This window comes from Arenicella chitinivorans (genome assembly GCF_014651515.1).
Lineage (GTDB): Bacteria > Pseudomonadota > Gammaproteobacteria > Arenicellales > Arenicellaceae > Arenicella > Arenicella chitinivorans.
Window position 1 is genome coordinate 83,042 of sequence record NZ_BMXA01000002.1, and the last position, 26,597, is coordinate 109,638.

Below are 26,597 nucleotides of genomic sequence, written 5' to 3' on the forward strand. Positions count from 1 at the left end.
GGTTGTTTCGCCATTACTTTTCCATTAGATCAATATCACGTCGAACTTAGCTCGCCATAACCTTCATTACCTTGCTTTCTGTGAGTATTAAGTCTCCATCAACAGGAGATTTGTCACCATGAAACAGAGTAAACTTTACTTAGCGATTCCCATAGCAGCGGCGTTTAGCTTGGCCAGTATTGGCACCCTGCATGCCAGTGAAACTGATACGCGAGCCACTTTAACACCGTCCGCCAGTCCGCAATTAATACCGATTGACTGTATAGAGCCACTGCAAAAGAGTCCGGGGGCGAATGTGGACAGAGCGGTAATCCCGATTGACGAGTGTGATCCGGGTGGTGGCGGAGGTCCATACCGAGCGCCAAGCACGCCAACATCAATTAGCTATGCCCCTTATACCAACAGCAATGCCTTGCGTGTGTCGTGGAGCGCCAGTAATGGATACGGCTTTCCGGTGCAGTACGAGTTGTATGAGAGTAAGAACGGTGGCTCGTGGAGTCGGGTGTATAACGGGTATGGCACGTCGTCGTATCTGAGCAACCGTGGGCAGGGTAAATATCGATATCGTGTGCGCGCTAAAAACACCGGGTATACAGGCTCGTATCGAACTGGCTCTGGGTATACCTTGGTCAATCCGCGTTCGACCAACAATTTATATGCCAAGTATCCGTCGGCGATGAGTGCGATGGATCAAAAAAATGCGCAGTATTTTCAGGCCAATAATCGGGTTAAGAAATCGAGTCTGGCGCGTGCCAAAATGGCCGGTCAAGGCACGGTGTCGGGCCGCACCACGTCAAGCGATGGTCGCTTTTACCTGGGTGATGGCTACGACTTGATTCGTGGCACCTTGAAAGAAACGTGTTTGGATGTGAATCATGCTAATTTTACGATTACCAAAACACCGCCTCTGCAGCCCAGCACCTTCAGCATTGACTATGTTAACGATAACCGCCACTTGGCAGAGCTATTGGAGGTGTCGCAATCCGCGGAAGTTGGTTTCAATTCCGATGATTTCACCTTGGGGTTATCTGGCGAGAAGGAACGCTATTTAAAATCCGCGACCGACGAGACGATTGTCCGATTTGTGGTCAAGGTTAAGAATCGCCGGGAATTCTGGAAGCTAAACACGCCCGCCAACGCGATTTATCCAGAGCTGGTGAACCAAGTATTGTCTCCGAATGACGACCAGGCTAAAGCGGATTTCCGTGAACGTTGTGGTGACAATTACATTAATAGCGTGAATCTTGGGTCGGCTTTGTATCTGGTGTTCCACTTTGACTCCAAGAAGTACTCTTATGAGGAGCGCGAAAGTGCAAAAGCAGAGCTCGGTGCCACCATTGGTGATTTCTTTTCTGCCAGCGGTGCAGCGGGTTCGTCGTCGTCTTTAACCGAAACTCTGGATCGATTGGATGTCAAAATCAATGCCGATCAAGTTGGTGGCCCCGCGGGTTTGGCGGCGAGTATCACACCGGCCAACGTGATGACCAAATACAATCAGTTTGTACAGGACACCACTTCAGCGAACTGGGCTGCGGTTGACCACTCGACGAATAACTATCAGCGTCCGACGATCTACAATGCTTACACCCATCAACAGATATTTGCTGATTATCGTGGCAATCAAGGACCGTTGGCACAGATGAAGCGTTGGTTAGATATCAGTGTGCAACACAAAGAGCGTTGTGACCCATGGGCCGTGTTTGGTCAAACCACGCCGACCGCTTGTCGAACCGGTGAAGCCGAAATCAGTATTGCGATGGACTTATGTCGCGAGACGTTGGAATGGGCAAACTGTACGCATCCGAATCAATACTACACGGGTGATTTTAATGCCACATATCCTGGTACCTACTTGCTCGGTTGGTTGTCATCAAACCTCAAAAAGCTCGAGGGATTTACCGTAACCAAACGCTACGACCACCATGTGCATCGCGGATCGATCAGTGTTGATGACTCAACCTGTTTGTCGAGCAATGCGTGTTTTACGAACAAGTATCGCGGCAGTGGTCCAGGCATTGGTAAAGGCTTCTTTATTAAGACTTATTACTACGACAACCCGAAGGGTGGTAGTCGTAGCTACAATGTCTCGCCCAAGCATTGCGCTCGCACCCAAGTGTATTTGAAAACCGGCAATCCGCCGTTTGGTGACACCACTGCGGACTGGGATTACACCGTGGATGTTGATGGCATGTGTCCAATGACTGAAAACTTTGTGGTCGTGCCATAAAACAAGTCTGATAGGCTATTTAGTACCCCGGCTTAGGTCGGGGTATTTTTTGTTGGATCCTAATCTGTGGTGTCTGTCTCGCTGACAAGGATACTGATTATCGCCACAAAAAATATGAGCAAGACGCCGATTATAATTCCGTTTTGTGCGTTCAGCGCAGCGTCAATTAACGGTGAAACAAGCGGTTTCACGATGATGGCGACGGTGACTAACACCAGGGTCAGCCAAATAGCTTTACGGTATTGTTGGTAAGACAACCTACGTGCGAGCTTAGAGTTTTTCGGGGCAGTTGCTTGGTTAGACGGTTGCGTTCGTAACGCGTCGAGCAGGTCGGTGGTCTGTTGATCTGGATCGTTGGTGGTCATAGTATCCATGTCAATGTTGGTGGGATTGCGACTTTTTGGCAAGTTTACTTTTCGCGCGTCGGATCAGCGTTTTCACTGTGCCAAGCGGTAGAGCAAGCGTCGACGCAATCTCCGGGTGGCTAAAACCATAGGCTTCGGCCAGCAGTAGGGCGGCACGCTCCTCAATCGATAACGCGTCGAGTGCACGTTGCAGGTCGAGTCGTTGACTAATATTGGATTCGGCTGATTCGCAGACCCGTTCAGACACCGCGTTTATCAGTCTGGTAATGCTATTGGTTTTGCGTTGCGCTTGCAAAAATTCATGGTACGCGATGCTGAATAGCCAGGTTTTAAAACTGGATTTGCCGGCAAACCTGTCGATCTTTCGATAGGCTTTCCACAGGGTATTCTGTCCCAAATCTTCGGCGCGTGTAGGATTGCCAGTCAAGCGTGTCAAAAACGCCTGCAATTCACCAGCCAGTGGTGATACCAGCGCGGAAAAGGCGTCACCATCAAGCGTGGTTTGAACCAGCACTACCAGTTTGTCCTCTGGCAGTGCCGCGTACTTGCTTGTCATTTCAGTTGACTAGCGGCGTTTCGATGCGAGGTAGAAAACTAGGTACACTAAGCCCATTGCGGCTGGGAACAAGGACAGGCCCAATATAGCTTCACTGAGTTCATCGGAACGTAGAATACTGAGAAATTGACTAAATCCGGCGAGCGCAGCAGCGAATGCCAGAAGTAGCACACCACGGCGTAAATCCTTCGCCAGTGGCGACTCGGGTTGGCGGATAGCATGAATGATCTCCGCGTTCACGGATTCCGCGTTGTCCAGCGCTTTGAAAATCGCATCGGTTTGCAGTTTCTTCAAACGGTATTTGTGGCGTAATACCAGGGCAACGATCACAATAATGGAGAGGAAAACAGCGAACGGGACAAACGGGTCGACGATCTCATGCATAGTGATTTACTCTTGTGTCAGTCAATATTATTGAAAATTGGCGTTGGTCAATGAGATGCCGAGTGTACCGTAGTGTTCGGAAATTATTTTGCCCCACAGTTTGGTCGCATTCTCTGAGTTGGAGAGTAACACTAGTCCACGCTGTGATTGCGGCATTAACACGGCAATGGTTTTTACACCTGGGTCGCCACCGGTATGCTGCAACACATACTCTGATGGTTGGCTGTCGGTGCTGGCAATATCGAACCGTTGCCAGCCAAGAGCGAAGGTGCTTGCCTGGCTGACGTCCACGTGTGGCCTAACCATTTCAGCAAACAACGACGGATCCAGTTCAGCGCCCGCGCTGAGATAGATCATAAACTTGGCGTAGTCCTCGACTGTCGTGAGCAGATTAGCGGCAGCATTGGCTCGGGTGTGTCGTGCTACGGGCAGTTTCTTACCGTCGGCGTCATGGCCTGGTTGAAAGCGCCTTGCGTCCACCTGGTCATGCCAATAGAAATGCGTGTCCAGCATGGCGAGAGGTTCGAATAAAGTTTGTTGCGCGACGTCTTCGAAAGGTTGACCGAGTTTGGCCTCAATGGCTTTGCGCAGATACTCAAAGCCCTCGCCGGAGTACTGATATCGGGTGCCGGGTTTGAATTCGAACCTGAGTGTGTTGTTTGGTGACAGATAGCGCCAGTTTGGAAACCCAGATTGATGACTCAACACGTGACGTGTGGTCAGTGATCGGAGCTCGGCAGACTTGGCGACATCCGGATCCACAAAGTAACGTGATAATGGTGAGTCTAAGTCCCAACGTCCTTCGTTAACCAACTTCAGCGTGACCAACGCGGCAATCGGTTTGGTCAGTGAGGCAACTTTATAGATGGCATCGAGTGGTGGTGCTTGTTCGGCTGCGAACATACGAAGCTGTTGCAGGCGACCACCTTCAATCACACCCATGCCGATCGAGGGAATGTGGTGTTGTTTGAGCAAGGCGCTGATACGGCGCTCGGTGTCGAACAACGCAGGGCGAAAGCCCGCATCCATGTCACGTTCTACCGCTTGCGATGGGTAGACGATGGTCGAGGGTTGGTGATCGTAACTGAGAACACGTTTGAGTAACCATTGCGTGTTGTGCAGTGCCCAGAGGCTGGTGAACCGAGCCGTGCCGGTTTTGACCATTGACTGGTCCGCAGCGCGAATGTAGAAGTCATGTTCGCCCGATTGCAGGGCTGCGTACAACTCACCATCGTCGTACATCGGAAATACTGTGAGTGTCCCTGGGGCGAGTTTTCGAATTGGTTTGGCATCAGGGTTCCCGCAAATATTTTTCCGTATAGCGGCAAAAAATTCAGCGCGATCCTGTTCGCCGCCCTGATCGTGGTAGAACTCGAAATCGGTGTGTGTGATACGTTCGAGTACGTCCAGATCGCATTGATTGAACGCATTTTCAAACAGCAGCGCGTCCATATGTTCTAATTGTTGATGCAGGTCCTGATCGGTAGCCTTGACCAAGCCAGGCGTGGCAAGCAGTAAAAGTACGATAGTGAATTTCATTTTCAGTGTGAATTTGGTTAGGTTTGTGCTTTGATGCACGACCTGCTGCGAATGGATTTATTATTTTTAATTTTCTTTCATAAGATGGGATTTCCACTGCAAACTGACGGCACGATTTAGATTGATTGACGACCCGACTCAACCTCCAGGATTCCCCAATGGGTGCCGCACTATGAAAATACTTACTGCGCTTTTGTTTCTATGCACGCTTATCATCGATACGCCAAAATCGGCATTGGCCGATGAGGCAATTAGTACGCCCCACAACCAGAATGCATGGGTTGAGGCCTGCGACGATTGGGATGATTGGGACAAACCTGGTCCGCCGTTTAAGGTTTACGGAAATACCTATTACGTCGGCACATGCGGTATATCGGCGTTATTGATTACTGGTGAAACTGGACACATTTTGATTGACGGTGGCACCGAGGCTGGTGCTGCTGTCATCGCCGCCAATGTGCAGGCGTTAGGATTTGAACTGCGAGATATTGAGTTGTTGCTGCACAGTCATGAGCATTTTGATCACGTGGCAGGGCTTGCTGAACTACAAAAAATTTCCGGTGCGCGTTTGTTAGCATCTGCAGCCGCAGCGCCGGTGCTGTCCTCCGGAATTGTGGCGGCTAACGATCCGCAGGCGGGCATGCATGATGCGTTTCCGGCTGCCAACGTTGATGATATTGTCGATCTGACCAAGCCGGTGATACTGGGTGCATTGCGCTTGCAAGCACACGCCACACCCGGGCATACCCATGGCGCGTTGAGTTGGCAATGGCAATCCTGTGAGCAGTCGGTCTGCGTAAATCTTGTGTACGCCGATAGTCTATCGCCGGTGAGTCGCGATGATTATCGATTTAACGATCATTTGGAATACTTAGCGGCCTATCGACGTGGACTCGCTAATCTAGCAAGCTTGGACTGTCAACTCGTGCTTGCGCCGCATCCTTCCGCCGCAAAAATGCGCACACGTTTACTCAGCAAGAATGGTTTGGTCGATAACACTGCTTGCCAAGATTATGCATCCGGTGTGCTCAAACGCTTAGACAAGCGGTTGGAGAAAGAGCGCGCCAGTTTAAGTTCTGACTCCTAGAAATCGAGCATATTTAACGTGTTCACAATACTACCGAAGTATTTAGTCAATTGTATATTAATCTGATAGTCTTGACACTCGGGTAGGTGGCTCTGTGATGAGTCAGGGTGGCGTCAACCACTACGTGATGGATTTACCATGCCCAATACCCATTTATCAAGGCCTCGATCAGCGCGATGCCATGCGACTCATTTATTCCAAGGTCGGTCACTCGCTGGCGCTTCGCTTCTGGCGCTTATTCTACCTGCTTTAGTCTTTGCTCAGCAGTCTGCTATCACACCGGTGATGTTGCTGCTGTTGCTGGACGATGAGTCGGCAACAGCACAACCGCCATTTCGCTTTCGATTACCCGATTCGGGTTTGCTGGTCGGCGGCAACTATCCAAGCGGTATTAACGCCGATTGTAGTGGTGCGATAATCCTGCAGCAGAGTTGTTCTCATGGCCTGGATGCTACGCAAGCCGATGACAGTGATGGCAAAGCCGGCTTTTCCTACACCAAGTTATCCGCCAGTGGCGAGGCGCTACCTGCGTCCGCCAGTGTCTGGTCATGCGTGCGCGATAATCTCACCGGATTTGTTTGGGAGGTGAAGACCGATGACGGCGGTGTACAGGACAAAGATAACACCTACTTTTGGGGCGGAATCGGCGCGGAAGGTCGTGGTGTCGCTAGTGTGCATGGTGAGTACTACGACGATTGGAATACACTAGTAACCAGTTTGAACGAACAAGCATTATGCGGTTTTTCCGACTGGCGTATTCCGCACATTAAAGAGTTGTCGACGCTGGTTGATCGCGGTAAGTCCATCGGCCCCACGATTGATACCGACTACTTTCCGAACACTATGAGTCATTACTACTGGAGTTCGACACCCGGGCACCCAGAGTCTGGAGATGATATTGGGCGCGCGCGGCGGATCGGTTTTCAGGATGGCGTAGATCGTTCTTGGTATCGCTCGGGCACCTTCAGTCACTACCACGTGCGCCTCATGCGCACCGATGATTATCAAGCTTACATCGCAACGGAGGTGCCATAATGCGTGTACTTATTTTGTCTTATTTTTTGAGCCTATTGGCTGTTACCAACGTTGCAGCACAACAAACTTGTCTTGATTACATACTCAATGATGTACCGGACGCGCGCTATGTCGTACACGATGATGCGACGGTCACCGATACGCTGACTGGGTTAATGTGGGCCCGATGCACTGTCGGTCGCAGTGGTAACAACTGCATGACGGGCGAAGATGCTAAGTTCGATTGGCAAGCTGCCCTGCAGGCTGCGGACGATGCTGACTGGGCTAATTATAGAGATTGGCGAATTCCCAACGTAAATGAATATCGCAGCTTGGTAAACTACAGTTGCCGTAGTCCATCCATTAATCTGACGGTGTTTCCGAACGTGCAATCACGCAACAATTTTTACTGGACTGCTGAGATTGACACCTTGGGTGGTCGTGATGATATTGCTCTGTTGTTCGATTTTCTTGACGGTATTCAAAATGCCAACTTTCGAACCGGTCAGGCCAAGGTGATGCTGGTACGTGATGTGCCGGAAGCATCACCTTGATCTGAGTCTATTTATTTTACGGCTTGAGGTTCTGGCAGTTCATTCGAACTGGGTGCCAGCCGCCTGCCATCGTATGCCTGTCCAAGGCGCTGCCCGAGTCGAGCCCACAGCACACTGAGGGCAGCGCCAACACAGGCTAACATTGCTAGACCTAATCCCAGTCCTTCACTTAATAAGGCAAACAGGGTGCCACTTAAGGCGTCACCGCCACGATACACCGCGACGTCGATCACCGGCTTGGCCTGGTAGCGCGCTTGCTGGCTTACGCGTGAGAAAAGCATCTCTCGGGCCGGGCGGGTGATGGCATAGTTGCTGGTGCGTCGCAGTATTTGCACGCCAGCTAAAACCAGTACCGTTGGTGTGATGGCTAACAGAATGAATCCGACCACTAACAGTAAAGGCAGCAAAGTCAACGCCACAACCATGCCAAGCCGATTTACGATACGACCCGTCACAAAAAATGCAGTGACGAAGGTCAGTGTATTAACGGCCCAGTCGATCAGCCCCAGCAGTTGCGCCCGTTCAGCTCGCGGATAGTCGGCCAGAATACTTTTTTGCTCAAAATAGATAAACGAACTCAAAAATACGTAGACCAGAATGAACGCGGCAATGCGCAATAAGTATGGGGTCGCGATCAGTGCACCAAAGCCGGCATGCCACTTTGCACCAATACCGTCAGCCTTAGTGTCGAACCGTCCGGTCGGTGTTGCCGTAGCCAACTGACTCGACTTAAGCCGGTGCAAGTAGAACACCAACGGCAGTACTAAGAGTAAACCTAAGCTAGCGATCAGCATCAGACTCTCCAACCCCAAGCGCGTTGCAAACAAGGTTGGGACAAGTGGTCCAATGATCGCGCCGGCGCTGGCACCGGCGGCGATAATTGCAAACAATCGCTTGCCCTGATCGGCAGAAAACGTGTCGCTCATCAAACTCCAAAATAGGGAAATGTGCAACAGGCTAAAGGCACTGACCCAAACGTAGAATACTTTGTTCATCAGTATTGCGCTCTCGGTAACGCCACTGACCCAAAAGAACAGCGTGAAGCTGCCAGCAAATAGGGCATACACCAAGGGGACGACGAATTTGAACGGCACCTTGCTCGTAAGCCAGCCGTATGCCGCAATCAGGCCCAAGCTCACAAAGAACTGAATGTTCCACAGCATGCTGACCTCAGTGTCACTCCAATCACTGGCCATCGCATCGCGCACCGGGCGTAACACAAAGTACGCACTCATCAGTAAAAACGCGATGCTGAACGAGGTTAACGTGGCACGCCATTCGTTAGGCTGTACGCCGGCCATTTTGCGAACCAGCTTAAGCAACGGGTGAATCGTAAGCGTAAACACTTAGTTATCCTCGCTTGCATTGTGGGCGTTCGCCTTTTTGAGCTCAGCCTCGAGCATCGCGATCAAATCGGCATCTGCAATGGTGTGACGGTGGTCGTTATTAATCTGCACCAGCTTCTCGATGACTGAACCGACGGCATAGCGCGCTTCTCCGTCATTCGGCGTAACCAGGTATCGTAGTTTCGGTTGCGCTGAGAATAGGGCATCGATCACGGCGTCGGCGACTGGCTGAGGATCGGCGTGTGTGGATCGATCAGTCTTAGTGAATCCTTGCATACTTTGGTATTCGTCAGCGAATAAGGTGGCGTCGGCGTTGTGTGTGAGTTCGGCTTGCCGTTTTTTCATATTCTGCATAATGTTCGAATTGAAGTTGCCAGGTTCGATCACGCTGACCGACATATCAAATTTAGCGAGTTCTGCCGCCATCGCTTCGGTCATGGCTTCAACCGCGAATTTACTCATCGAATATGGGCCGAACATTTTGTTTGAACGCAAGCCGGCGATGGAACCGATATTCACGATGCGACCTTGATTCTTAATTAGCAGCGGCGCAAAGGCTTTGCTCATACGATAAGGGCCGTAGACATTCACATTGAACTGAAACGCCAAGTCTCTTTCTGATACTTCGATCATCGGCGCGTAAGCAAAAACGCCGGCGTTGTTCACAATGCCATGCAGATGCTTGCCCTGTTGTTGGATCATCTCGACTGCCGCGTTAATGTCCTCGGGCATCGTCACGTCCAAGCGCACGCCTTGCATGTTTTTTTGTTGGTTAAGAACCTCAAGGTCTCTTTCTTTACGCGCACCGGCATAAACAAACACGCCACGTTGCGCGAGAGTTTCGGCAATGCGTTTGCCAATGCCGCTACTCGCGCCTGTGACGAGCACTGCCTGCTGGGGCATTGCTGTTTCATTGGCCTGAGTAATGTGGCTCATGCCGACAAGAAAAATCAAAAGTATTGCGGTGACAAATTTTAAAGCGTGCATAAGGGAATCTCCTTGGTTGTTTTGAAACACCGTATGCGAGCGCGGGCCGAGTGTGATCGAAAGTCGACCAAATCACGTGTTTGGTGGTTGAATGGGGTTTGTTGGCTGAGAGCAGTTTGGTCGACTCAGTTGGCGACTTGGTCGACCAGCGTGGGAGGTTGCTCGATCGACAATCGAAGCGCAAGCGGCTTTACGTTATAGTGAATGGTCACTTTGTACACGCACGTTTTTAACTCTATGCAGCAGGAATATTCAACTCCGGAGCGACTGTGGCGATACCACATTGCGTTAGCTATCTTTTGGTGCGCGGTGTTTGTGTTGAATGCGGGTCCGCACTGGGAGATTTATTCGTCGGCGAGGGAGTTGATCGAAACGGCGGGTCTGGTCACGGGTTTGCAAATGCTGATGGCTTGGATCGTGTTACGGTATTTGGTGCCGCGTTTTTTGGATCGCAAACAAGTATTCCGTTTTGTGGTTTGGGTGTTACTGGTCACTATTGCCTTGTCTGAGATTAATATTGTTATCCGTGTTCTGTATCTGGAAGTACGGTATCCGGACAGTTACACCCGATTCTTGGATATGTTTGGTGCCATGAGCTTACTGGAGCGCATGGATTTACGCTGGGCTATGCGCTATATCTTGTTTACTAAACTCCCGGCGTTTGTGTTTCCTGCTGTGTTGATTGCGGCCTACAATTTCTATGCCAAACAGCAAACTTTATTGCAACTTAAAGAGCAAAAAGTCGCAGCTGAATTGAATGCGCTGAAAAGCCAGCTGAACCCGCACTTCATCTTCAACACCTTGAATAATATTTACGCGCTGGCACTGAAGAAATCAGATCAAACACCGGCCGCAATTGAGCAATTATCGGGAATTTTGGATTATGTGGTCTACCGGTGTGATCAGCGGTACGTCGCCTTAGAGGACGAGTTAGCACTGGTGAAAAACTACATGGCGTTGGTACAACTTCGATTCGGGCACCGCCTGCAATTTACCATGCACGCAGACGTGTCTCGACGGGTGAAAATTGCGCCACTGATCTTACTCACATTGCTGGAAAATGCCTGTAAACATGGTGCAGAGAAGGCGCTCAAGGGCGCCGAGATTAAGTTGCGCTTGACCGAACAAAATGGGGCGCTGCACATTCTATTAGAGAATACGAAAGCCCCGCTGTCAGATACATCGAACAACGAGGGGAGTATCGGTCTGCAAAACCTGCGTCATCAGTTAGCGCTGTTGTATCCAGGAACCCATCAGTTGCGTGTCGATGATACGCACGATTGGTTTTCGATTAACTTGAGCTTACCTGCAAATACTTCGGATCAGACAACACCATGACGACAACATTGACACGATGCCTGATTGTGGATGACGAAGCGCTAGCGCGTGAACTCATTGAGACTCATCTGAAGCAATTGAATGGCTTTGAAGTCGTCGCCAGTTGCGCTAGCGCCATAGAAGCCAGTCAGGTGTTGCAGTCTGAATCCGTGGACCTGATGTTTCTGGATATCGAGATGCCGGTGTTGAAAGGGACCGATTTTTATACCAATCTGGCGAACAAGCCCAAGGTGATTTTCACCACTGCGTACCGGGATTACGCGGTCGATGGTTTCGAGTTGAATGCGGTGGATTATCTCTTGAAGCCGGTTGTCTTCGCGCGCTTCTTTAGGGCCATCGAGCGCTACAAAGCGACCTTGTCGGGCAAGACGTCAACGGCGGTAAGCAACGAACTTAACTCTGCCGGTCCCGCCACGATCTTTGTGCGCAAAGATCGCAAACAAGTCAAACTGGTGCTCCAAGATATTCTGTATGTACAAGGTTTGAAGGACTATGTAAAGGTGGTGATGAGCGCGGATTCGCACGTGATTAAGTCTGGAATTGGGGCCTTCGCTGAGCAGCTCGGTAGCGAATTCGTACGTATCCATAAGTCTTTCATCGTCAATCGCCGCAAAGTAACCGCCTTCACCAACTATGACGTGGAGATTGGTGAGATTGAGCTGCCAATCGGCGAGCGGTACCGAGCAGCTCTCGAACAAACGCTCATGCACGACTCGGGCTAGGTCGACCCTAACCGCGGGTTGGTCGACTATTTTCGACGCTCGGTGCCGCGTTCACTATGGTGGATTTTTTAACTTAGGAATCCAGCCATGACACCTTCTCTCTTTCGTTTATTCATTCACCAACTCGTTGCCATTGTGCTGCTCAGCCCGTGTTATACCGTTGGCGCGTCTGATAATACACCCATTTCACAGGCTCGATTGCAGCAGGTTTTAGCCAGCCCCGATCGATTGGATTCGGACCGTGGTCGTGATTCAGATCGACAGCCTGCGCGCGTGTTGACGTTCAGCGATCTTGCTGCAGCGGAAACCGTGCTGGATTTGTACGCCGGCGGTGGCTGGTATAGCGAAATCATGGCGCGCGCCATTGGGCCGGATGGTGTGGTTTATGCGCACAACGACGCACTGACTTGGCGATTCGGGCAAGCAGAATTGATACGTCGAACCGCGGATGCCCGTCTGCCCAATGTCATCCGTATAGATAAAGTGCCCTTAGCGTCAATCGACATGCCAGACCAAAGTGTGGACTTGGCGTTTATGGCGATTAACTATCATGATCTGTTTTTTACCCATCGTGTTCGTAATGGTAAGCGGCAGGTGATGCGTGACGGCGTGGTCGATCACCGGGCTGCTTTGGCAAATATTCGCCGAATGCTTAAGCCGCGTGGTCGACTTATTATCAGTGATCACCTGGCGCATCCGGGCAGTGGTTATGTGGCGGCGAATGACCTGCACCGTATTGATCCGGCGATTGTACGACATCAGCTTGAAAAAGCTGGGTTCGAGCTAGAGGCAGAGGGGTATTTCTTACGGAACCCAAATGACGATTTAAACCTGCTGGTGTTCGACCCTGCAATCCGTGGCAAAACAAGTCGGTTTATCTACAAGTTCGTGAAGCAGTAATCGTGTTCCTTTTGCCCAACAGATGTTCCGATTCGTTGGCGGAACGGTCACGCATCGGGTAGGATGTCGTTGATTTTATTGCTTTGTCACCTTGCTGTCAGGTGACAGTCGTGGTTGTCGGGTCGCCTTTTCGGGCAGACTGTTCAGCACACAACGAGAGGTACACACATGGTCGTCAGAAAACTCCGAATAAAACGTGGTTGGTCACAACAACAGCTTGCTGAATTCAGCGGATTAAGTGTTCGCACAATTCAACGCATTGAGCGTGGCCAAACACCGGGTTTAGAGACTTTAAAATCCCTCGCTGCTGTGTTTGAAATTGATCTAACCGAATTGCAACAGGAGACCCCTATGACTACGACAGAAGTATCGACTTACGAAGAGCAGCGTGCCATCGAACAAGTACGCGACATCAAAGGATTTTACTCACACTTGATTACCTACGTGATCGTGATAGGCTGCCTTTTTGCCGTGAATCTAATCTTACACCCGGGTTATATCTGGGCTAAATGGACCGCATTTGGCTGGGGCATCGGTGTCATTTCGCACGGTGTTAGCGTGTTTGAGGTGTTCAACTTTTTTGGTCCTGAATGGGAGAAAAAACAAGTTGAAAAGCGCTTGGGTAAGAAGTTGTAATCCTGCTACGCTACCGGCACGGCGACCATCCGTTCATCGAGGTGGTCGCTGAATAAACTGTTTAAAGGATGGGTATGCGAAAACCAACACGCTGGTATGCGATTGCTATTTGTTTGGCATTGTCTGCCTGCGGTGAGCCAATTGCCGATGTTGATTTGCCACGGAAATATCATCGAGATGGTGTCCGATTCAGTTTACCTAGTAACTGGTCGGTTACTGAAGATTATTCGGACGCGGGCTTTCGACTTATTTTGGTCGAATCTCCGGGTGACGCTATCGCAAAAATTGAGTTGTATCTACGAGATGATGAATTCAATCTGCAGGATTTTGTGCAGCGCTCAAAAGAGAGCTTTGCTGAGCAAATCCCAAGTGGCATTGGTTTGGAAATTAGCAATCCATTGACCACCGTTTCAAAATCTCGCCAGTCGGTGAAGTTGAATGGATATCAGCATGAGTTTGACCTCGAAGTGCTGGGCCTGAAGGTACCACACTGGCAACAGTTCTATGAAATCCACCATGCCGGTGAAACCGCTTACCTGGTTTTCCAAGTGGCGACTGAAGACCGCGCGAAAGCCGAGTCGGGTTTCGATCTCTTACTCGACTCGTTACAGTTCGATTCTGCTGTGCCGGATTTCGCCGTGGCAGAATAGTTTGGGTCTATCCACACATAAGTAAACTACGCGTTCGTCTGCATTGCCGCTTGAATAACGTCTAGTGCGCTTGGGTCTTCAATGGTTGGTGGTGTGGTCGGCGATTCTCCGTGCATGATTTGCTTGATCGTTTTGCGTAGAATTTTGCCGGACCGCGTCTTTGGTAATTTGGTCACCACATGGCTTGTTTTATAGCAGGCAAGTGGTCCGATCTCTTTGCGAACGGCGGCCACCAGTTCCTCGTTTAATTGCTGCACCGCAAGCTCACGAGACTGGTCTTCAGGCAAGGCGGCGACCAGAAATCCGACCGGTACTTCGCCTTTAAGTTCGTCTGCCTGGGCCACAACCGCGCACTCAGACACCCAAGGATGCTTGCTTAGCACCTCTTCGATATCGCCAGTGGAGAGACGATGTCCAGCGGTGTTAATCACATCGTCCACGCGTCCCATGATGAATACGTAACCGTCTTCGTCGATGTAGCCGCCATCGCCGGTGGTGTAGTAGCCATCGTAATCGCTAAGGTATGCTTGTTTGAACCGGGCATCATTGTTCCACAAAGTGGTCAGACAGCCCGGTGGTAGCGGTAGTTTAATCGCCACATTGCCTTGTTCGCCAGCGCCAAGTTGTTTGCCTTGCTCATCCAGAATATGTATTTCAAATCCAGGTGTAGGAACGGTAGCCGAACCGCTTTTGACCGGTAATTTTTCCAGACCAACTGGGTTCGCGACAATCGGCCAACCAGTTTCGGTTTGCCACCAGTTGTCGATGATGTCGACGCCAATATGGGCTTGCATCCATTCCAACGTCGCCGGATCAAGTCGCTCACCAGCCGCGAAAACGGTTCGCAGTGATGAGGTGTCATACTGTTTGATTAGCTCGCAATTGGCGTCGCTGCCACGGATCGCACGAAACGCGGTCGGTGCTGCGAACAAGGCATTGACGTTATAGTCGTTGATAACGCGCCAGAAGGCACCAGCATCCGGTGTGAGAATAGGTTTGCCCTCATAAAAGATAGTGGTGCAACCATGCAGCAAGGGGCCATACACAATGTAGGAGTGGCCTACAACCCAACCGACATCCGATGCAGACCAAAACGTATCGCCAGGTTGCATGCTATACACAGTATGCATACTGTACTTGAGCGCCACAGCATGACCGCCATTGGCACGTACTACGCCTTTGGGTGAGCCTGTTGTGCCAGAGGTATACAAAATATACAGCGGGTCTGCCCCTGACACGGACACCGGGGCGTGCGGTTGAGCGCCAGCCAGCCAACTCAACCAGTCGATGTCGCGTCCCGGTGTCATCTCTGCGCGTAATTGCTCCCGTTGCAAAACCACACAATGATCCGGCTGGTGTTGGGCTAGTTCGAGTGCGGCATCCAGTAATGGTTTGTAGGCGATGGTGCGTGAGATTTCGATGCCGCAAGACGCACTTAGAATGAGCTTAGGCTTCGCATCATCAATTCGCGCTGCCAGTTCTGGTGCCGCAAACCCGCCAAACACCACTGAGTGAATGGCACCAATGCGGGCACAAGCCAGCATGGCCATGGCCGCCTGCGGCACCATTGGCATATAGATCACCACTGTGTCGCCCTTTGCGACGCCCAGTCTGGCCAGTGCGCCAGCCATGTTTGCCACATGGTCGGTCAGTTCTCGATAGGTGTAGGTCGTTTGGACGCCGGTGACCGGGGAGTCATAGATCAAGGCCAGCTGATCGCCTCGCCCATGTTCAACGTGGTAATCGAGTGCCATGTAACAGGTATTCATCTGCCCGTCGGGGAACCAGTGCGTCACGCCACTGTCCGATTTGTTTGCGATAGACGGCGCAGTAAACCAGTCTAACTGGTTAGCTTGTTGTAACCAGAACTGCTCAGGATTGGATTGCCAGTTGGTGTATTCCGCGCGATAGTTGTTTTTCGCAGCCTGGCGCTGAAGGTGTGCGTTCATATCATTGCCGTGGTTTGGGCAGCCGTCTAGCACCCGTGCAGACGACACATGTTGTTTGGTGGCTAAATTATTGATCAGATGTACGAGCCGCGCTATTCGACATTGGTGGTAGGCAGCGTGCACTGCAATGCTCGTTTTGCCGCAATTTTGCGTTATCATCCGGCCTAATACGTAACTTTAAGTGACCCGAATCAATGAGCAAACAATCCCCTAAAACCGTGGTAGGTAACCAGGAATGGTGTGCGTTTCCGGAGCTTGGCATTCCTGCCGTGAAAGCTCGGGTGGATTCGGGTGCAAAAACATCGTCTTTGCACGCTTTCAATGTGCGCCGGTTCCGTCGAGGCAAACAAGCGTGGATCAGCTTTGATGTACACCCGGTGCAGAAAAATCGAACGGTGGTGGTTAAGTGCGAGCAACCGCTTCTCGACATGCGGGTGGTGAAAAGTTCCAGCGGCGTGCCCGAGACGCGCTATGTTATCCGTACCGCGATGCGGATGGGCGATCAGCAATGGGAGGTCGACCTCACGTTGGCCAATCGCGATTCCATGGGGTTTCGTATGCTCCTCGGGCGCCAGGCCATGCACGGTCGCGTGGTGGTAGATCCATCACTGGAAAACGCATTAGGTGACCACAATAGCGCGGCACTGAATAGCATGTACCAGCACGCGGCCGCCGAGCGTCAAGGTTTGCGGATTGCTGTGCTGGCGAGTAACCCGGAAGACTACAACAATCGACGTTTGTTGGAAGCTGGGCGGGCGCGCGGGCACGACATGGTGTTTTTAAATATTAGTCAATGCCATATGAGGTTGGACGCCTTAGAGCCAGAAGTGCTTTTTCGAGGGTCTCCTTTGGCGGAAGATCTGGATGCCGTGATTCCGCGTGTCAGAGCGCAGGTCACTTACTACGGCGCGGCCTTAGTGCGACAATTTGAAAGCATGGGGATTTTGTCCATCAACTCGGCGGTCGCGATCGCCCAGTCGCAAGATCGACTGTTGGTGATGCAGTCCATGCTTAAGCACGGTATCCCTATACCAACCTCTGGTTTCGCCCATTCCCCGGCGGATGCCGAGGCGTTGATCGACATGGTTGGCGGCACACCTGTATTGATCAAACCTGTGGCGATGCGGTCAGGCGGCTCGGCAGCGAAAGCCGATGATTTACCGACCGCCAAACAGCTCATCACCACGGCGCGACAAATAGATGAGAATCTGCTGGTGCAGGAGTACATGGCCGCTGCGTCGGGGCGCTCGATTCGCAGTTTGGTGGTCAATCAGAAACCGGTGGCGACGTTGGCGTATCAGGCCGAGACACGTGCGGATCAGATTGAAGTTGGGACCGTGGTTGGCACAGCCAAGTTGACGGCTGCCGAGCGGACGCTGGTCGCCAAAGCGACTAAGGCGCTAAGTTTGTCCGTTGCGCGGGTTGACTTGATTCGCACCGAAGAGGGCACGTTGCTTCTCGGGGTTGTTGCTGCACCGGACTTCGAACCGTTTGAGCGGCAGGGTCGCAAACGTGTGGCGGAGTCGGTGATCGCGGCAATTGAAAAGAAGTTACGATGGCGCGCTGGCGAGTGATTTAGCTCGATGGGCCAGTCATGCGACGGTGCGTGGTCTGCTTGAATTGTTACTAAGTAACATTTATAGTTCGCGTATGATTCGCTGTCGACCCCGCTATGTCTTACGCATTTTACCGTTTGCGCTCTTGCTCTGGGCGCAATCTGTGGTGGCTGTGCATGCGGTTGACCATGAATGGCACGATTCCACTGAACTGTGTCAGCTCATCAAAGGTGCTGAGCAGACAAAATTTCTCCTCACGTCAGCCTTGTCGGTGGTGCCTGCTGGTACCCCAATGCCGCCAACATTGGTGTTGGCAACGTCGATAATTGCGCCGCGTCGACACCACCGAACCGCGCGAGCCCCACCGGCGTCACTTCTCATTTCCTAATTAATACAAATTGGCTGAGCAATTTTTGTTTAGTCTGGTTCGATGCGTGAACTTAAGCTTTCTATCGAGTTCCGCGTTGTGTTTATTAAGTTTTAAGAAGACGACGCACCGCTTCGAGCGATGCGTTGGAGTAGATGTTGTGAAACAAATTATTGGTGTTGTATCGTTGTGCGTAGCCTGTCAGGTCCCGGCACAGGAATTAGAAGAAATCGTAGTCAAAGCACATCCGCTATCGGATAACGGCCTGTCGCAAGCGGCCACTGTGTTGCGTGGTGATGAACTCTCGGAACAGCTTAAGAGTTCCTTGGGGGAAACCGTGGCAAGCCTACCCGGTGTGCGCAGTGCTAGCTTTGGTGGCGCGGTTGGCCGCCCCGTGATTCATGGCATGGGTGGTGCTCGTGTCAAGACCACTGAAGATCGAATTGATACGATGGATGCTTCCGTCACCAGTGGTGACCATGCGGTCACGGTTGAACCCTTCATCGCAGATCAAGTCACCGTGCTCAAAGGTGCTAGTACCTTACTGTACGGTTCAGGTGCTATTGGTGGCGTGGTCGATACGCATACCGGACGGGTGCCGACCAGTGTGCCGGAAGAGACCGTAACGGGCCGTGCCGAGGTACGCGCAACAGACAATGGTGATGGGCGTGCCGGGGCGGTTCGTTTGGACGGTCGTGCTACTGGCTCTTTGGCATGGCATTTGGATGCCTTCATTAAAGAATCGGGCGATTACGAGATTCCGGGTGAAACAGAGTCTGCCATTCTGCGCGCGTTCGAAGGGGAAGCGCACGAAGCGCATGCGGAAGATTCAACAGGGCTACTCGAAGGCAGCTATTTTGATGCAGCTGGTGGCTCAGTAGGCTTCAGTTGGGTAGGTGAGCGCGGAATGTTTGGCATATCCGTTAGCAAGACTGACGCGGAATATGGTTTGCTCGTAGCGCACGCACACGAACATGGCGATGAGCACGATCACGACGAAGATCACGACGAAGATCACGACGAAGATCACGACGAAGATCATGACGAAGATCATGACGAAGATCACGACGAAGATCATGACGAAGATCATGACGAAGATCATGACGAAGATCATGACGAAGATCATGACGAAGATCATGACGAAGATCATGACGAAGAAGAAGGTCTAGGCATGATCGATCTGGCGCAAACTCGCGTCGATATCGAGGCGCAGCTTAACGATCCGTTTGCCGGTATCGAGAACATTAATTTGCGTGTTGGTCTGAACGACTATGAGCACAAAGAGATTGAGGCAAATGGTGAAGTGGCAACCGTTTTTGACAATCAAGCATGGGAAGCGCGGCTACAAGCGAATCACCATGCGATTGCCGGCTTCGAAGGGACGCTTGGTTTGCAACTAAGTGATCGGGATTTTAGCGCCCTAGGGGAAGAAGCGTTTGTGCCGCCAGTCACGTCAAAGACCACGGGCGTCTTTTGGGTCGCTGAGCGACCTTTGGGTGCAGCGTCATTGGAACTTGGTGCCCGGCTTGAGCAAGTAGAACATACGCCCGACCTGGGGCCAGTGCGCGATTTTGATGTCGCCAGTGCGTCATTGGGCTTCGTGATTCCGCAAACTGAGCAGTTCTCATGGTCGGTCTTGTTCGACTATTCAGAGCGCGCTCCGAGTATTGAAGAGCTTTACTCATTCGGGCCTCACTTTGCGACACAATCATTTGAAGTCGGGCGCGATGATTTAGACGTTGAGTCAGGCCTGAGTTTTACCGTTAGCGGAAATTATGAATCTGATTTGTTCGACGCGCGCGCAACTGCGTACCGTACCGAGTTCGATAACTACATCTACCAAGCGGACACGGGTGATGAGGATGAGGGGTTACCCGTTCGAGTTTATGCGCAAAGTGATGTTCGGTTTGTTGGTCTGGACCTTGAGGTCGGCTTTCATCTCGGCGCGATTGCCGGTGGTGACTTAGACTTGACCGGCATGTTTGATACGGTGGAAGCGGAGTTGACTGGACCGATCGATGGCTATCTTCCACGTATTCCTGCGGATCGCATCGGCGTTGGTTTGGTCTGGCATAACGACGCCGTAAGAGCATCGATCAACTACCAAGATGTGGACACACAAGACAAAGTCGCGCAGGCAGAGCTGCCAACGGCAGGTTACACAGACCTGAGTGCGAGCTTGTCGTATCGATTCACTGTGTCAGGCACCGACATCGTCATGTTCTTGAATGGCCGGAATCTGCAGGACCGTGAGCAACGTCATCATACTTCCTTTGTGAAGGACATCGCGCCAGCACCAGGGCGTACCATTGAAGCTGGACTGCGTTTTCAGTTCTAAGTGTCGTCAATAGACTAAAGCCACCGCCACTAGACGGTGGCTTTAGTGATGCCGCGGCGCAACCGATCGACCGGCGTGAGGACAATTGCGTTGCCAAGCAGAACCAAGCAAAACCCAAGGATGGTGTAACCGGTCCAGACAAACCCCTCAAACAGACTGCTTAAGATGACTGCAACCACGGGGAACAGCACAATCGAGTAGCTGGCTTTCTCCGGTCCCATGCTATTGAGCAATAGATAGTAAGTTGCGAAGGCAATCACGGTGCCGAACACGGACAAGTACAAGAGTGAAATTACGTAGGCTGGTTGCATTGAAAACCCGAACTCAATATCGCTGACCGCAATCACCAGAATCAGCATGAGCGCACCATACAGCATCCCCCAGGCGTTAACGGCAAACACATTCATGCCGGCACGTGAATTACGCACACTGACCATGTTGCCGATGGATGCGGTAAGCGCGGCCAGTAGTACCAAGCTTAAACCGATTAATTGATTGTCGCTCTGGTGTAAATGCAGGTCTTCCCAGAACAACGTTAAAATACCGCCGATGCCGAATATGGCTCCGATGTATACGCGTGGGCTGATCTTGCTGCCGAAAAAGAGGCGTGTGTTCACGATATTCATCAATAACATGGTGGAAAACGCCACCGACGTCATGGCGGAGCTGAGGTAGACCTGACTGCTGTAAATAATCGCGTAGTTGAGGCTGAAATTGAACAAGGCGAGGAGCAGCATAAACGCATGATTGTGCAGCGAATAACGCAGTGGAATACCGCGCAACCAGCAGAACAGCCACATTAATACGGCCGCAATGACAAAGCGGTAAGCCACAGAGGTAATAACATGGACTTCGCCCAATTGAAATTCGATTGCCAACCAGGTGGAACCCCAGATCAGCACGGTAAGAATGTAAAGAACAGCGTTTTTCATGGCGATGCCTGTCAGTAGTCCTGGGTTGATAGAGCGTGGTCGCAATTACGATAGCGCGGGTGATAATGCCATCTGCGTGCGTGCTTCGCTTTTACACAGCAACTAGTTTAGACTCTCAAAGAAACCATAACAGATACAGATTCAATAAAATCTAACCTGTACAGATCGGAGTGTGTCATGTCGATAGCCATACAGCGCGAGAACACCGAATTTCTTTATCAGCAAGTGATTGCCATAATCCGTGAGATGCAAACCAGCGGTACCTTGCGTCCGGGTGACCGGCTACCGTCACTCAGAGCACTAAGTCGCAAGCTATCGGTGAGTATTCCCACGATTCGTCAGGCCTACGTAGAGTTGGAGCGACTGGATGTGATTGAAGCGCGTCCGAAGTCGGGCTATTTTTTGCGTGTAGAACAGACTGCTGTACAGCCAAAACGTGCGCGATTGGCGCGCAAGCCGATGCCGGTCAAACGTCAGAATTTGATTGAAGATGTGTTTGCAAGTGTATTTGGCGCGCTGAACCAACCTGGTCAGGTAGCCCTTGGTGTTGCCAATCCTACGGCGGCATTCCCTTCTGATAAAGCGCTGGCACGGATCATGCGTCAAGTGCTTGCGAAATCCGGAGCTAACTCGCTGAATTATTGCCCCATGGATGGGTTTCCGCCGTTAAAACGGCAACTTGCATTACGCTACTTGGATCAAGGTTTACAAGTCAGTCCGGACGAAGTGTTGATCACCAATGGTGCGCAGGAAGCATTGGCTATTGCATTGCAGTGTGTGGCTGAACGCGGTGACGTGATCGCGGTTGAGTCGCCGGTGTATTTCGGTGTGCTGGAATTGATCGAAAGCCTGGGGATGATGGCGTTGGAAATACCGCTTTGTCCTGACGACGGCTTGTGGTTGGAAGACTTGCGCACGGCGCTGGATGCGCATCCGGTAAAGGCGTGTATTTTTTCGACCTCTATCAGTAATCCACTTGGGTCGTTTATGCCCGATGAGCGCCGCGCGCAATTGGTGGCACTGCTGGAGTCGCGAGACATCCCGCTGATTGAGGATGATGTTTACGGCGACCTGTATTTTACCGAGGCCCGCGGCACGCCAGCACAGGTTTATTCTCGTAAAGGCTTGGTTATCACCTGTGCTTCCTTCTCCAAAACCGCCGCGCCGGGCTATCGCGTCGGGTGGCTGGTATCGAACCGGTATCTCGATCACGCGCGCCGTTTGAAACGAGCGATGTCATGCTCCTCATCACTGCTCAATCAATGGACGTTGTCGGAGTTTGTGGCCAGCGGTGACTATGACCGGGCAATGCTGAATTTGCGCCGTGTGCTGCGCGCCAACAAAGATCGAGCGGTTGCCTTAGTCAAACAGCATTTTCCACCCGAAACTCGGGTAACGGATCCATTGGGCGGCGGCGTGCTGTGGATCGAGCTGCCAGCGGGTAAAGATTCCGGGCGTTTGTTCCAAGTGGCTTTGGCGCATGATATTGCCGTCACACCGGGCATTCTGTTTTCGGTCAGCAACTGCTACAAACGTTGCGTGCGTGTCAGTTATGGCCTGCCTTGGTCGGACGCGGTGGACGCCGCATTCGCAACATTAGGGCGTTTGTGTGCCTCGCCGGAAGTCTAATATGAGCAGAAAACCCGCAGAGGCGATCGATGACCAAGTGAGTTTGCTTTATTCATGCTAGTGGTTTCGAGTAGAATACGCCTGCGAAAATCGAATCAACACGTTCCACGACCCAACTCGTTCCTGTGACTGGCAAACTTTTTATTATCTCGGCGCCTTCCGGTGCTGGAAAAACCAGCTTAGCGCGCGCACTGATCGCCAATACCGGTAATGCCCGTATGTCAGTCTCGCATACCACCCGGTTACGCCGTGCAAGTGAAACCGACGGTGTGGACTACTACTTTGTCACGCAGAGCGAGTTTTTGTCGATGGCCGACGACGGCGTATTTCTTGAATACGCCGAGGTGTATGGCAATTACTACGGCACATCGCGGCACGCGGTACAGACCATGCTAGACGAACAGACGCATGTGTTGTTGGATATCGATTGGCAGGGCGCACGCTTAGTCCGCGCACAAATGCCCGAGGCCGTCAGTATTTCAATTTTGCCGCCGTCAGTAGAAGAACTGGAGCGGCGGTTGCGCAGTCGCGGTAGTGATTCTGAAGATGTGATACAAAGTCGAATGCGTCAGGCGTTGGATGAGATGCAGCACTGCCGCGAGGCGGATTTTATCGTTATGAATGACGATTTTAATCAGGCTTTGAATGATTTAACGCTGATACTGGCCGGGGAAAGTGATAGAATCCGGCCCCTTACGGTGGATTTAGACCAATTGCTCGCGGATTCTGCGAGTTAATGTTGGTCGTCTATCGCATCGAACTGCGGTCCTTTGTCCGAAACAGCGCAGTTTGAGACCAGATAACCGACCTTCCGGAGCGGCCTCCGCTCCTAGGTCAAACCAGCTCATCCCGATTCTGCTGCGATGAGCATGACAGATGATTGTATGGAGTAAACCATGGCTCGTGTAACGGTCGAAGATTGCTTAAATAATGTTGATAACCGCTTTCAGCTGGTGCTGGTAGCAACAAAACGTGCTCGCCAAATTTCATTGGGTGCTGATCCTTTCGTTGCGGAAGAGAACGATAAACCAACGGTGATTGCGCTGCGTGAGATCGCAGAGGGCCATGTGACGCGCGACATCTTGGACGACACAATCGAAAAAGAAGTGCTGGAATTTGTTGAGGAAGAGCCTTCAGAAGAAGGTCCAGCAGAGCTGGATGCCTTGACCGCAGCATTGCAAGCGGAGTTGGCCGGCGCGTCTGAATAAGCGCAGTTCGACAAGACTATCAGGCCGTCAGCAGCGTTAACGTCGGCGGCCTCGGTTTATGATTAACGGTTCTCCGACCATTTCCAGACGACGGTTCTTCTCGCCGTCTCCCGAGAAAGCCATTCGAACCCTTTGCAAGGGTAAGCTCGCCGCCTATTTGTCGCAGGATGCGCTGGACGAGATCTATCAGGCCTTTCTATTTGCCGAACAAGCGCATCGCGGACAGGTGCGCAAATCTGGCGAACACTATATCCACCATCCGATTGAAGTTGCAGATACGCTAGCCGAGTTGCAAATGGACTCGCGCACGCTGATTGCAGCGTTGCTGCACGACGTTATCGAGGACACGCCGGCAACCAAATCTGAGATCATCAAACGCTTCGGCGAAGACGTCGCCTTGTTGGTGGATGGCGTTAGTAAAATTGGACAGATTCAATTTGATACGCGAGAGCAGGCCGAAGCCGAAAACTTTCGGAAAATGCTCATGGCCATGTCAGAAGACGTGCGCGTCATGATCATCAAGTTGGCGGACCGATTACACAACATGCGAACGCTGGAGAGCATGGAGACCACCAAGCAAAAGCGCATCTCCAAACAAACGTTGGAAATTTATGCGCCGATCGCGGAACGCCTCGGTTTGTATCATTGGGCGCGCGAATTGCAGGATTTGTGTTTTCTCTACATGTATCCCAAGCGTCATGCGGCCATCAGCAAAGCAATTGAGCAACGGGAGGGGAATCGAAAGCTAATTGTTGAGAAGTTACAGAAATCGCTGCACGACACGTTGGAGAACGCCAACTTGCTGGATTTTTCGATCAAAGGTCGGCGCAAAACGGTGTTCAGCATCTATAAAAAGATGATCAAAAAGCGTCGTTCTTTTGAGGAGCTGCACGACATCTACGGTTTCCGAATTATTGTTAACTCAGTGGACGAGTGTTATCGCGTGCTGGGTATTGTGCACAATGCCTACAAGCCGATCCCCGGCCGCTTTGCAGATTATGTGGCGATTCCCAAAGCGAATGGGTATCAAAGTTTGCACACCGTCGTGTTTGGTCCATTGGGCGATAATATTGAGGTGCAAATTCGCACCAAGGAGATGGACCACATTGCCGAAGCCGGTGTGGCGGCGCATTGGATTTATAAGTCCGACGACAGCCAGTCTGATAACTCTAATCATCTGGCGCGGCAATGGTTGCTCGACCTCTTAGATCCGGCCCATCAGACTGGCAATGCAGTTGAGTTTCTCGAGCATCTGAAAACCGATTTGTACCCAGATGAGGTATACGTATTCACGCCCAAGGGTGACATTAAAAAAATGCCGCGTGGCTCGACCGCGTTGGATTTCGCGTATGCCGTGCATACTGACGTTGGGACGCACTGTACCGGCGCGCGTATCAACCGTGCTCTAGCATCGCTACCAACCTTATTAAACAACGGTGACAGCGTAGAAATTATCACGTCGAAGAGTTCTTGGCCAACGACCGCTTGGCTCAACTACGCGGTGACCGCCAAAGCACGTACGCACATCCGAAATTATCTGAAACAGCAAACCAAAGAGGACGCGCTCAAGCTCGGTAAGCGATTGTTGGCTGGTGCTACCAAGCAGCGCTTATTTGGGCGACGTAAAATTGCTGCGCCAGTGCGCCAAAAACTACTTGAGGAATTAGGGCTTGAGAATTGGTCTGAGTTGTTGATCGACGTGGGCCTTGGCAAGCGTTTACCGGATATGATCGCACGGCAAATTGCACAGCTGTCAGAGGGCGAACTTGAAGGCAAGGTTTTAGGACAAGAAGCCCTCGTAATTCGTGGTTCAGAAGGCTTACCGGTAACCTATTCACGTTGCTGTAGCCCAGTCCCCGGAGATTCAATTATTGGTACATTTACCGCCGGTCATGGTTTGGTGGTGCACACCTCCGATTGCCCGAATATTGCAGAGTTGCGTAAGCAGCCAGAGAACTGCTTAATGGTCGAATGGGATGAAAACCTTGATCGTTTCTTTCAAGCTAAGTTACAGGTCAAGCTCAACCACGTCACGGGTGCTTTTGCCGAAGTCGCGATGGCGATTGCCGAGAATGGTTCCAATATTAACCATGTTGACCTGCACGATGGCTCTGGTGAAATCCGGCAAATGGACTTTGTGGTGGATGTGAAAGACCGAGTTCATTTGGCTCGGATTATGAAAGCCATCTATCGGTCCGGGCACGTTAATAAAGTCACGCGTCATAAAGGTTAGCTGGCGTTGGGCTGCCCGTGCTCCCTAGTCGGAATACGAGCCGGGTGTTGTGTTCCGCAGAACCCAGTGCCAAAATGCCA

General features: G+C 51.5%; 24 protein-coding genes. 16 read left to right on the top strand and 8 right to left on the bottom strand.

All coding sequences use genetic code 11. The features are described 5' to 3' along the window. The first annotated feature begins 118 nt into the window (after positions 1-118). Positions 119-2,227, top strand: a complete 2,109-nt coding sequence (locus tag IE055_RS05490; RefSeq protein WP_189399026.1) for a fibronectin type III domain-containing protein — start codon at positions 119-121, stop codon at positions 2,225-2,227. 59 nt (positions 2,228-2,286) lie between these two features. Here IE055_RS05490 and IE055_RS05495 read toward each other — a convergent pair whose 3' ends face one another. Genes IE055_RS05495 through IE055_RS05510 form a run of 4 tightly spaced genes read right to left on the bottom strand, consistent with a single transcriptional unit; the run spans position 2,287 to position 5,071 of the window. Then, positions 2,287-2,601 (bottom strand): hypothetical protein, encoded by a 315-nt coding sequence (locus tag IE055_RS05495; RefSeq protein ID WP_189399027.1) that lies wholly within the window; start codon positions 2,599-2,601, stop codon positions 2,287-2,289. Position 2,602: 1 nt separating this feature from the next. Then, positions 2,603-3,148, bottom strand: a complete 546-nt coding sequence (locus IE055_RS05500; protein ID WP_189399028.1) for an RNA polymerase sigma factor — start codon at positions 3,146-3,148, stop codon at positions 2,603-2,605. A 9-nt stretch (positions 3,149-3,157) separates the two neighbouring features. Further along, the gene (locus IE055_RS05505; RefSeq protein ID WP_189399029.1) at positions 3,158-3,532 is read right to left on the bottom strand and encodes a DUF6249 domain-containing protein; all 375 of its coding nucleotides are present in this window, start codon (positions 3,530-3,532) and stop codon (positions 3,158-3,160) included. Positions 3,533-3,559: 27 nt separating this feature from the next. After that, positions 3,560-5,071 carry a serine hydrolase domain-containing protein gene (locus IE055_RS05510; protein ID WP_189399030.1) on the bottom strand — a complete coding sequence of 504 codons (1,512 nt, stop codon included), beginning with the start codon at positions 5,069-5,071 and terminating at the stop codon, positions 3,560-3,562. A 172-nt stretch (positions 5,072-5,243) separates the two neighbouring features. Between IE055_RS05510 and bla the strand changes: the two genes are divergently transcribed. The 3 genes from bla (at position 5,244) to IE055_RS05525 (ending at position 7,726) form a co-directional block, all read left to right on the top strand. Next, positions 5,244-6,158, top strand: a complete 915-nt coding sequence (bla, locus tag IE055_RS05515) for a subclass B3 metallo-beta-lactamase (RefSeq protein ID WP_189399031.1) — start codon at positions 5,244-5,246, stop codon at positions 6,156-6,158. A gap of 138 nt (positions 6,159-6,296) precedes the next feature. Continuing rightward, positions 6,297-7,193 carry an Lcl C-terminal domain-containing protein gene (locus tag IE055_RS05520; RefSeq protein ID WP_189399032.1) on the top strand — a complete coding sequence of 299 codons (897 nt, stop codon included), beginning with the start codon at positions 6,297-6,299 and terminating at the stop codon, positions 7,191-7,193. Then, complete coding sequence (locus tag IE055_RS05525; protein WP_189399033.1) at positions 7,193-7,726, top strand: Lcl C-terminal domain-containing protein; 534 nt, start codon at positions 7,193-7,195, stop codon at positions 7,724-7,726. Before IE055_RS05520 ends, IE055_RS05525 begins: the two co-directional genes overlap by 1 nt. 11 nt (positions 7,727-7,737) lie before the next feature. Here IE055_RS05525 and IE055_RS05530 read toward each other — a convergent pair whose 3' ends face one another. Next, the gene (locus tag IE055_RS05530) at positions 7,738-9,072 is read right to left on the bottom strand and encodes an NTP/NDP exchange transporter (RefSeq protein WP_229794156.1); all 1,335 of its coding nucleotides are present in this window, start codon (positions 9,070-9,072) and stop codon (positions 7,738-7,740) included. Then, positions 9,073-10,059, bottom strand: coding sequence for an SDR family oxidoreductase (locus tag IE055_RS05535; protein WP_189399034.1), 987 nt, complete (start codon positions 10,057-10,059; stop codon positions 9,073-9,075). It abuts the gene before it with no gap. A 237-nt stretch (positions 10,060-10,296) separates the two neighbouring features. On the opposite strand from IE055_RS05535, the gene IE055_RS05540 reads away from it, so the two are divergent. The 5 genes from IE055_RS05540 to IE055_RS05560 all read left to right on the top strand — a co-directional run bounded on the left by IE055_RS05540 (position 10,297) and on the right by IE055_RS05560 (position 14,305). Beyond that, positions 10,297-11,397 carry a sensor histidine kinase gene (locus IE055_RS05540; RefSeq protein WP_189399035.1) on the top strand — a complete coding sequence of 367 codons (1,101 nt, stop codon included), beginning with the start codon at positions 10,297-10,299 and terminating at the stop codon, positions 11,395-11,397. Beyond that, positions 11,394-12,119 (top strand): LytR/AlgR family response regulator transcription factor, encoded by a 726-nt coding sequence (locus IE055_RS05545; protein WP_189399036.1) that lies wholly within the window; start codon positions 11,394-11,396, stop codon positions 12,117-12,119. Before IE055_RS05540 ends, IE055_RS05545 begins: the two co-directional genes overlap by 4 nt. Positions 12,120-12,206: 87 nt before the next feature. Then, positions 12,207-13,019 (top strand): class I SAM-dependent methyltransferase, encoded by an 813-nt coding sequence (locus tag IE055_RS05550; protein WP_189399037.1) that lies wholly within the window; start codon positions 12,207-12,209, stop codon positions 13,017-13,019. A 168-nt stretch (positions 13,020-13,187) separates the two neighbouring features. After that, on the top strand, positions 13,188-13,655 hold the full coding sequence (locus tag IE055_RS05555) for a 2TM domain-containing protein (protein ID WP_189399038.1): 468 nt from the start codon (positions 13,188-13,190) through the stop codon (positions 13,653-13,655). Between the two features lie 74 nt (positions 13,656-13,729). After that, complete coding sequence (locus IE055_RS05560) at positions 13,730-14,305, top strand: hypothetical protein (RefSeq protein ID WP_189399039.1); 576 nt, start codon at positions 13,730-13,732, stop codon at positions 14,303-14,305. Between the two features lie 26 nt (positions 14,306-14,331). Here IE055_RS05560 and IE055_RS05565 read toward each other — a convergent pair whose 3' ends face one another. Then, positions 14,332-16,254, bottom strand: coding sequence for a propionyl-CoA synthetase (locus IE055_RS05565; RefSeq protein WP_189399040.1), 1,923 nt, complete (start codon positions 16,252-16,254; stop codon positions 14,332-14,334). Positions 16,255-16,448: 194 nt separating this feature from the next. Between IE055_RS05565 and IE055_RS05570 the strand changes: the two genes are divergently transcribed. The 3 genes from IE055_RS05570 to IE055_RS05580 all read left to right on the top strand — a co-directional run bounded on the left by IE055_RS05570 (position 16,449) and on the right by IE055_RS05580 (position 20,515). After that, positions 16,449-17,828, top strand: coding sequence for a RimK family alpha-L-glutamate ligase (locus IE055_RS05570; RefSeq protein WP_189399041.1), 1,380 nt, complete (start codon positions 16,449-16,451; stop codon positions 17,826-17,828). Then, entirely contained in the window at positions 17,794-18,198 is a 405-nt protein-coding gene (locus IE055_RS05575; RefSeq protein ID WP_189399042.1) for a hypothetical protein, read from the top strand. Before IE055_RS05570 ends, IE055_RS05575 begins: the two co-directional genes overlap by 35 nt. 139 nt (positions 18,199-18,337) lie before the next feature. Next, complete coding sequence (locus IE055_RS05580; protein ID WP_189399043.1) at positions 18,338-20,515, top strand: TonB-dependent receptor; 2,178 nt, start codon at positions 18,338-18,340, stop codon at positions 20,513-20,515. Positions 20,516-20,544: 29 nt separating this feature from the next. Here IE055_RS05580 and IE055_RS05585 read toward each other — a convergent pair whose 3' ends face one another. Further along, positions 20,545-21,447 (bottom strand): DMT family transporter, encoded by a 903-nt coding sequence (locus IE055_RS05585; RefSeq protein WP_189399044.1) that lies wholly within the window; start codon positions 21,445-21,447, stop codon positions 20,545-20,547. A gap of 177 nt (positions 21,448-21,624) precedes the next feature. Between IE055_RS05585 and IE055_RS05590 the strand changes: the two genes are divergently transcribed. The 4 genes from IE055_RS05590 (at position 21,625) to IE055_RS05605 (ending at position 26,517) form a co-directional block, all read left to right on the top strand. Next, a complete protein-coding gene (locus IE055_RS05590) occupies positions 21,625-23,076 on the top strand; it encodes an aminotransferase-like domain-containing protein (RefSeq protein ID WP_189399045.1) in 1,452 nt (483 codons plus the stop codon). A gap of 125 nt (positions 23,077-23,201) precedes the next feature. Beyond that, a complete protein-coding gene (gmk, locus tag IE055_RS05595) occupies positions 23,202-23,813 on the top strand; it encodes a guanylate kinase (protein WP_189399046.1) in 612 nt (203 codons plus the stop codon). A gap of 159 nt (positions 23,814-23,972) precedes the next feature. Next, a complete protein-coding gene (rpoZ, locus tag IE055_RS05600; RefSeq protein ID WP_189399047.1) occupies positions 23,973-24,284 on the top strand; it encodes a DNA-directed RNA polymerase subunit omega in 312 nt (103 codons plus the stop codon). 58 nt (positions 24,285-24,342) lie between these two features. After that, complete coding sequence (locus IE055_RS05605; protein ID WP_189399048.1) at positions 24,343-26,517, top strand: RelA/SpoT family protein; 2,175 nt, start codon at positions 24,343-24,345, stop codon at positions 26,515-26,517. Positions 26,518-26,597 lie beyond the last annotated feature (80 nt).

Coding starts and splice junctions, on each gene's coding strand:
- IE055_RS05555 (WP_189399038.1), top strand. CDS start 13,188: ATGGTCGTCAGAAAACTCCGAATAAAACGTGGTTGGTCACAACAACAG.
- IE055_RS05570 (WP_189399041.1), top strand. CDS start 16,449: ATGAGCAAACAATCCCCTAAAACCGTGGTAGGTAACCAGGAATGGTGT.
- IE055_RS05500 (WP_189399028.1), bottom strand. CDS start 3,148: ATGACAAGCAAGTACGCGGCACTGCCAGAGGACAAACTGGTAGTGCTG.
- IE055_RS05585 (WP_189399044.1), bottom strand. CDS start 21,447: ATGAAAAACGCTGTTCTTTACATTCTTACCGTGCTGATCTGGGGTTCC.
- IE055_RS05535 (WP_189399034.1), bottom strand. CDS start 10,059: ATGCACGCTTTAAAATTTGTCACCGCAATACTTTTGATTTTTCTTGTC.
- rpoZ (WP_189399047.1), top strand. CDS start 23,973: ATGGCTCGTGTAACGGTCGAAGATTGCTTAAATAATGTTGATAACCGC.
- IE055_RS05545 (WP_189399036.1), top strand. CDS start 11,394: ATGACGACAACATTGACACGATGCCTGATTGTGGATGACGAAGCGCTA.
- IE055_RS05490 (WP_189399026.1), top strand. CDS start 119: ATGAAACAGAGTAAACTTTACTTAGCGATTCCCATAGCAGCGGCGTTT.
- IE055_RS05510 (WP_189399030.1), bottom strand. CDS start 5,071: ATGAAATTCACTATCGTACTTTTACTGCTTGCCACGCCTGGCTTGGTC.
- IE055_RS05550 (WP_189399037.1), top strand. CDS start 12,207: ATGACACCTTCTCTCTTTCGTTTATTCATTCACCAACTCGTTGCCATT.
- IE055_RS05540 (WP_189399035.1), top strand. CDS start 10,297: ATGCAGCAGGAATATTCAACTCCGGAGCGACTGTGGCGATACCACATT.
- IE055_RS05495 (WP_189399027.1), bottom strand. CDS start 2,601: ATGGATACTATGACCACCAACGATCCAGATCAACAGACCACCGACCTG.
- IE055_RS05590 (WP_189399045.1), top strand. CDS start 21,625: ATGTCGATAGCCATACAGCGCGAGAACACCGAATTTCTTTATCAGCAA.
- IE055_RS05505 (WP_189399029.1), bottom strand. CDS start 3,532: ATGCATGAGATCGTCGACCCGTTTGTCCCGTTCGCTGTTTTCCTCTCC.
- IE055_RS05565 (WP_189399040.1), bottom strand. CDS start 16,254: ATGAACGCACACCTTCAGCGCCAGGCTGCGAAAAACAACTATCGCGCG.
- bla (WP_189399031.1), top strand. CDS start 5,244: ATGAAAATACTTACTGCGCTTTTGTTTCTATGCACGCTTATCATCGAT.
- IE055_RS05605 (WP_189399048.1), top strand. CDS start 24,343: ATGATTAACGGTTCTCCGACCATTTCCAGACGACGGTTCTTCTCGCCG.
- IE055_RS05525 (WP_189399033.1), top strand. CDS start 7,193: ATGCGTGTACTTATTTTGTCTTATTTTTTGAGCCTATTGGCTGTTACC.
- IE055_RS05520 (WP_189399032.1), top strand. CDS start 6,297: ATGCCCAATACCCATTTATCAAGGCCTCGATCAGCGCGATGCCATGCG.
- IE055_RS05560 (WP_189399039.1), top strand. CDS start 13,730: ATGCGAAAACCAACACGCTGGTATGCGATTGCTATTTGTTTGGCATTG.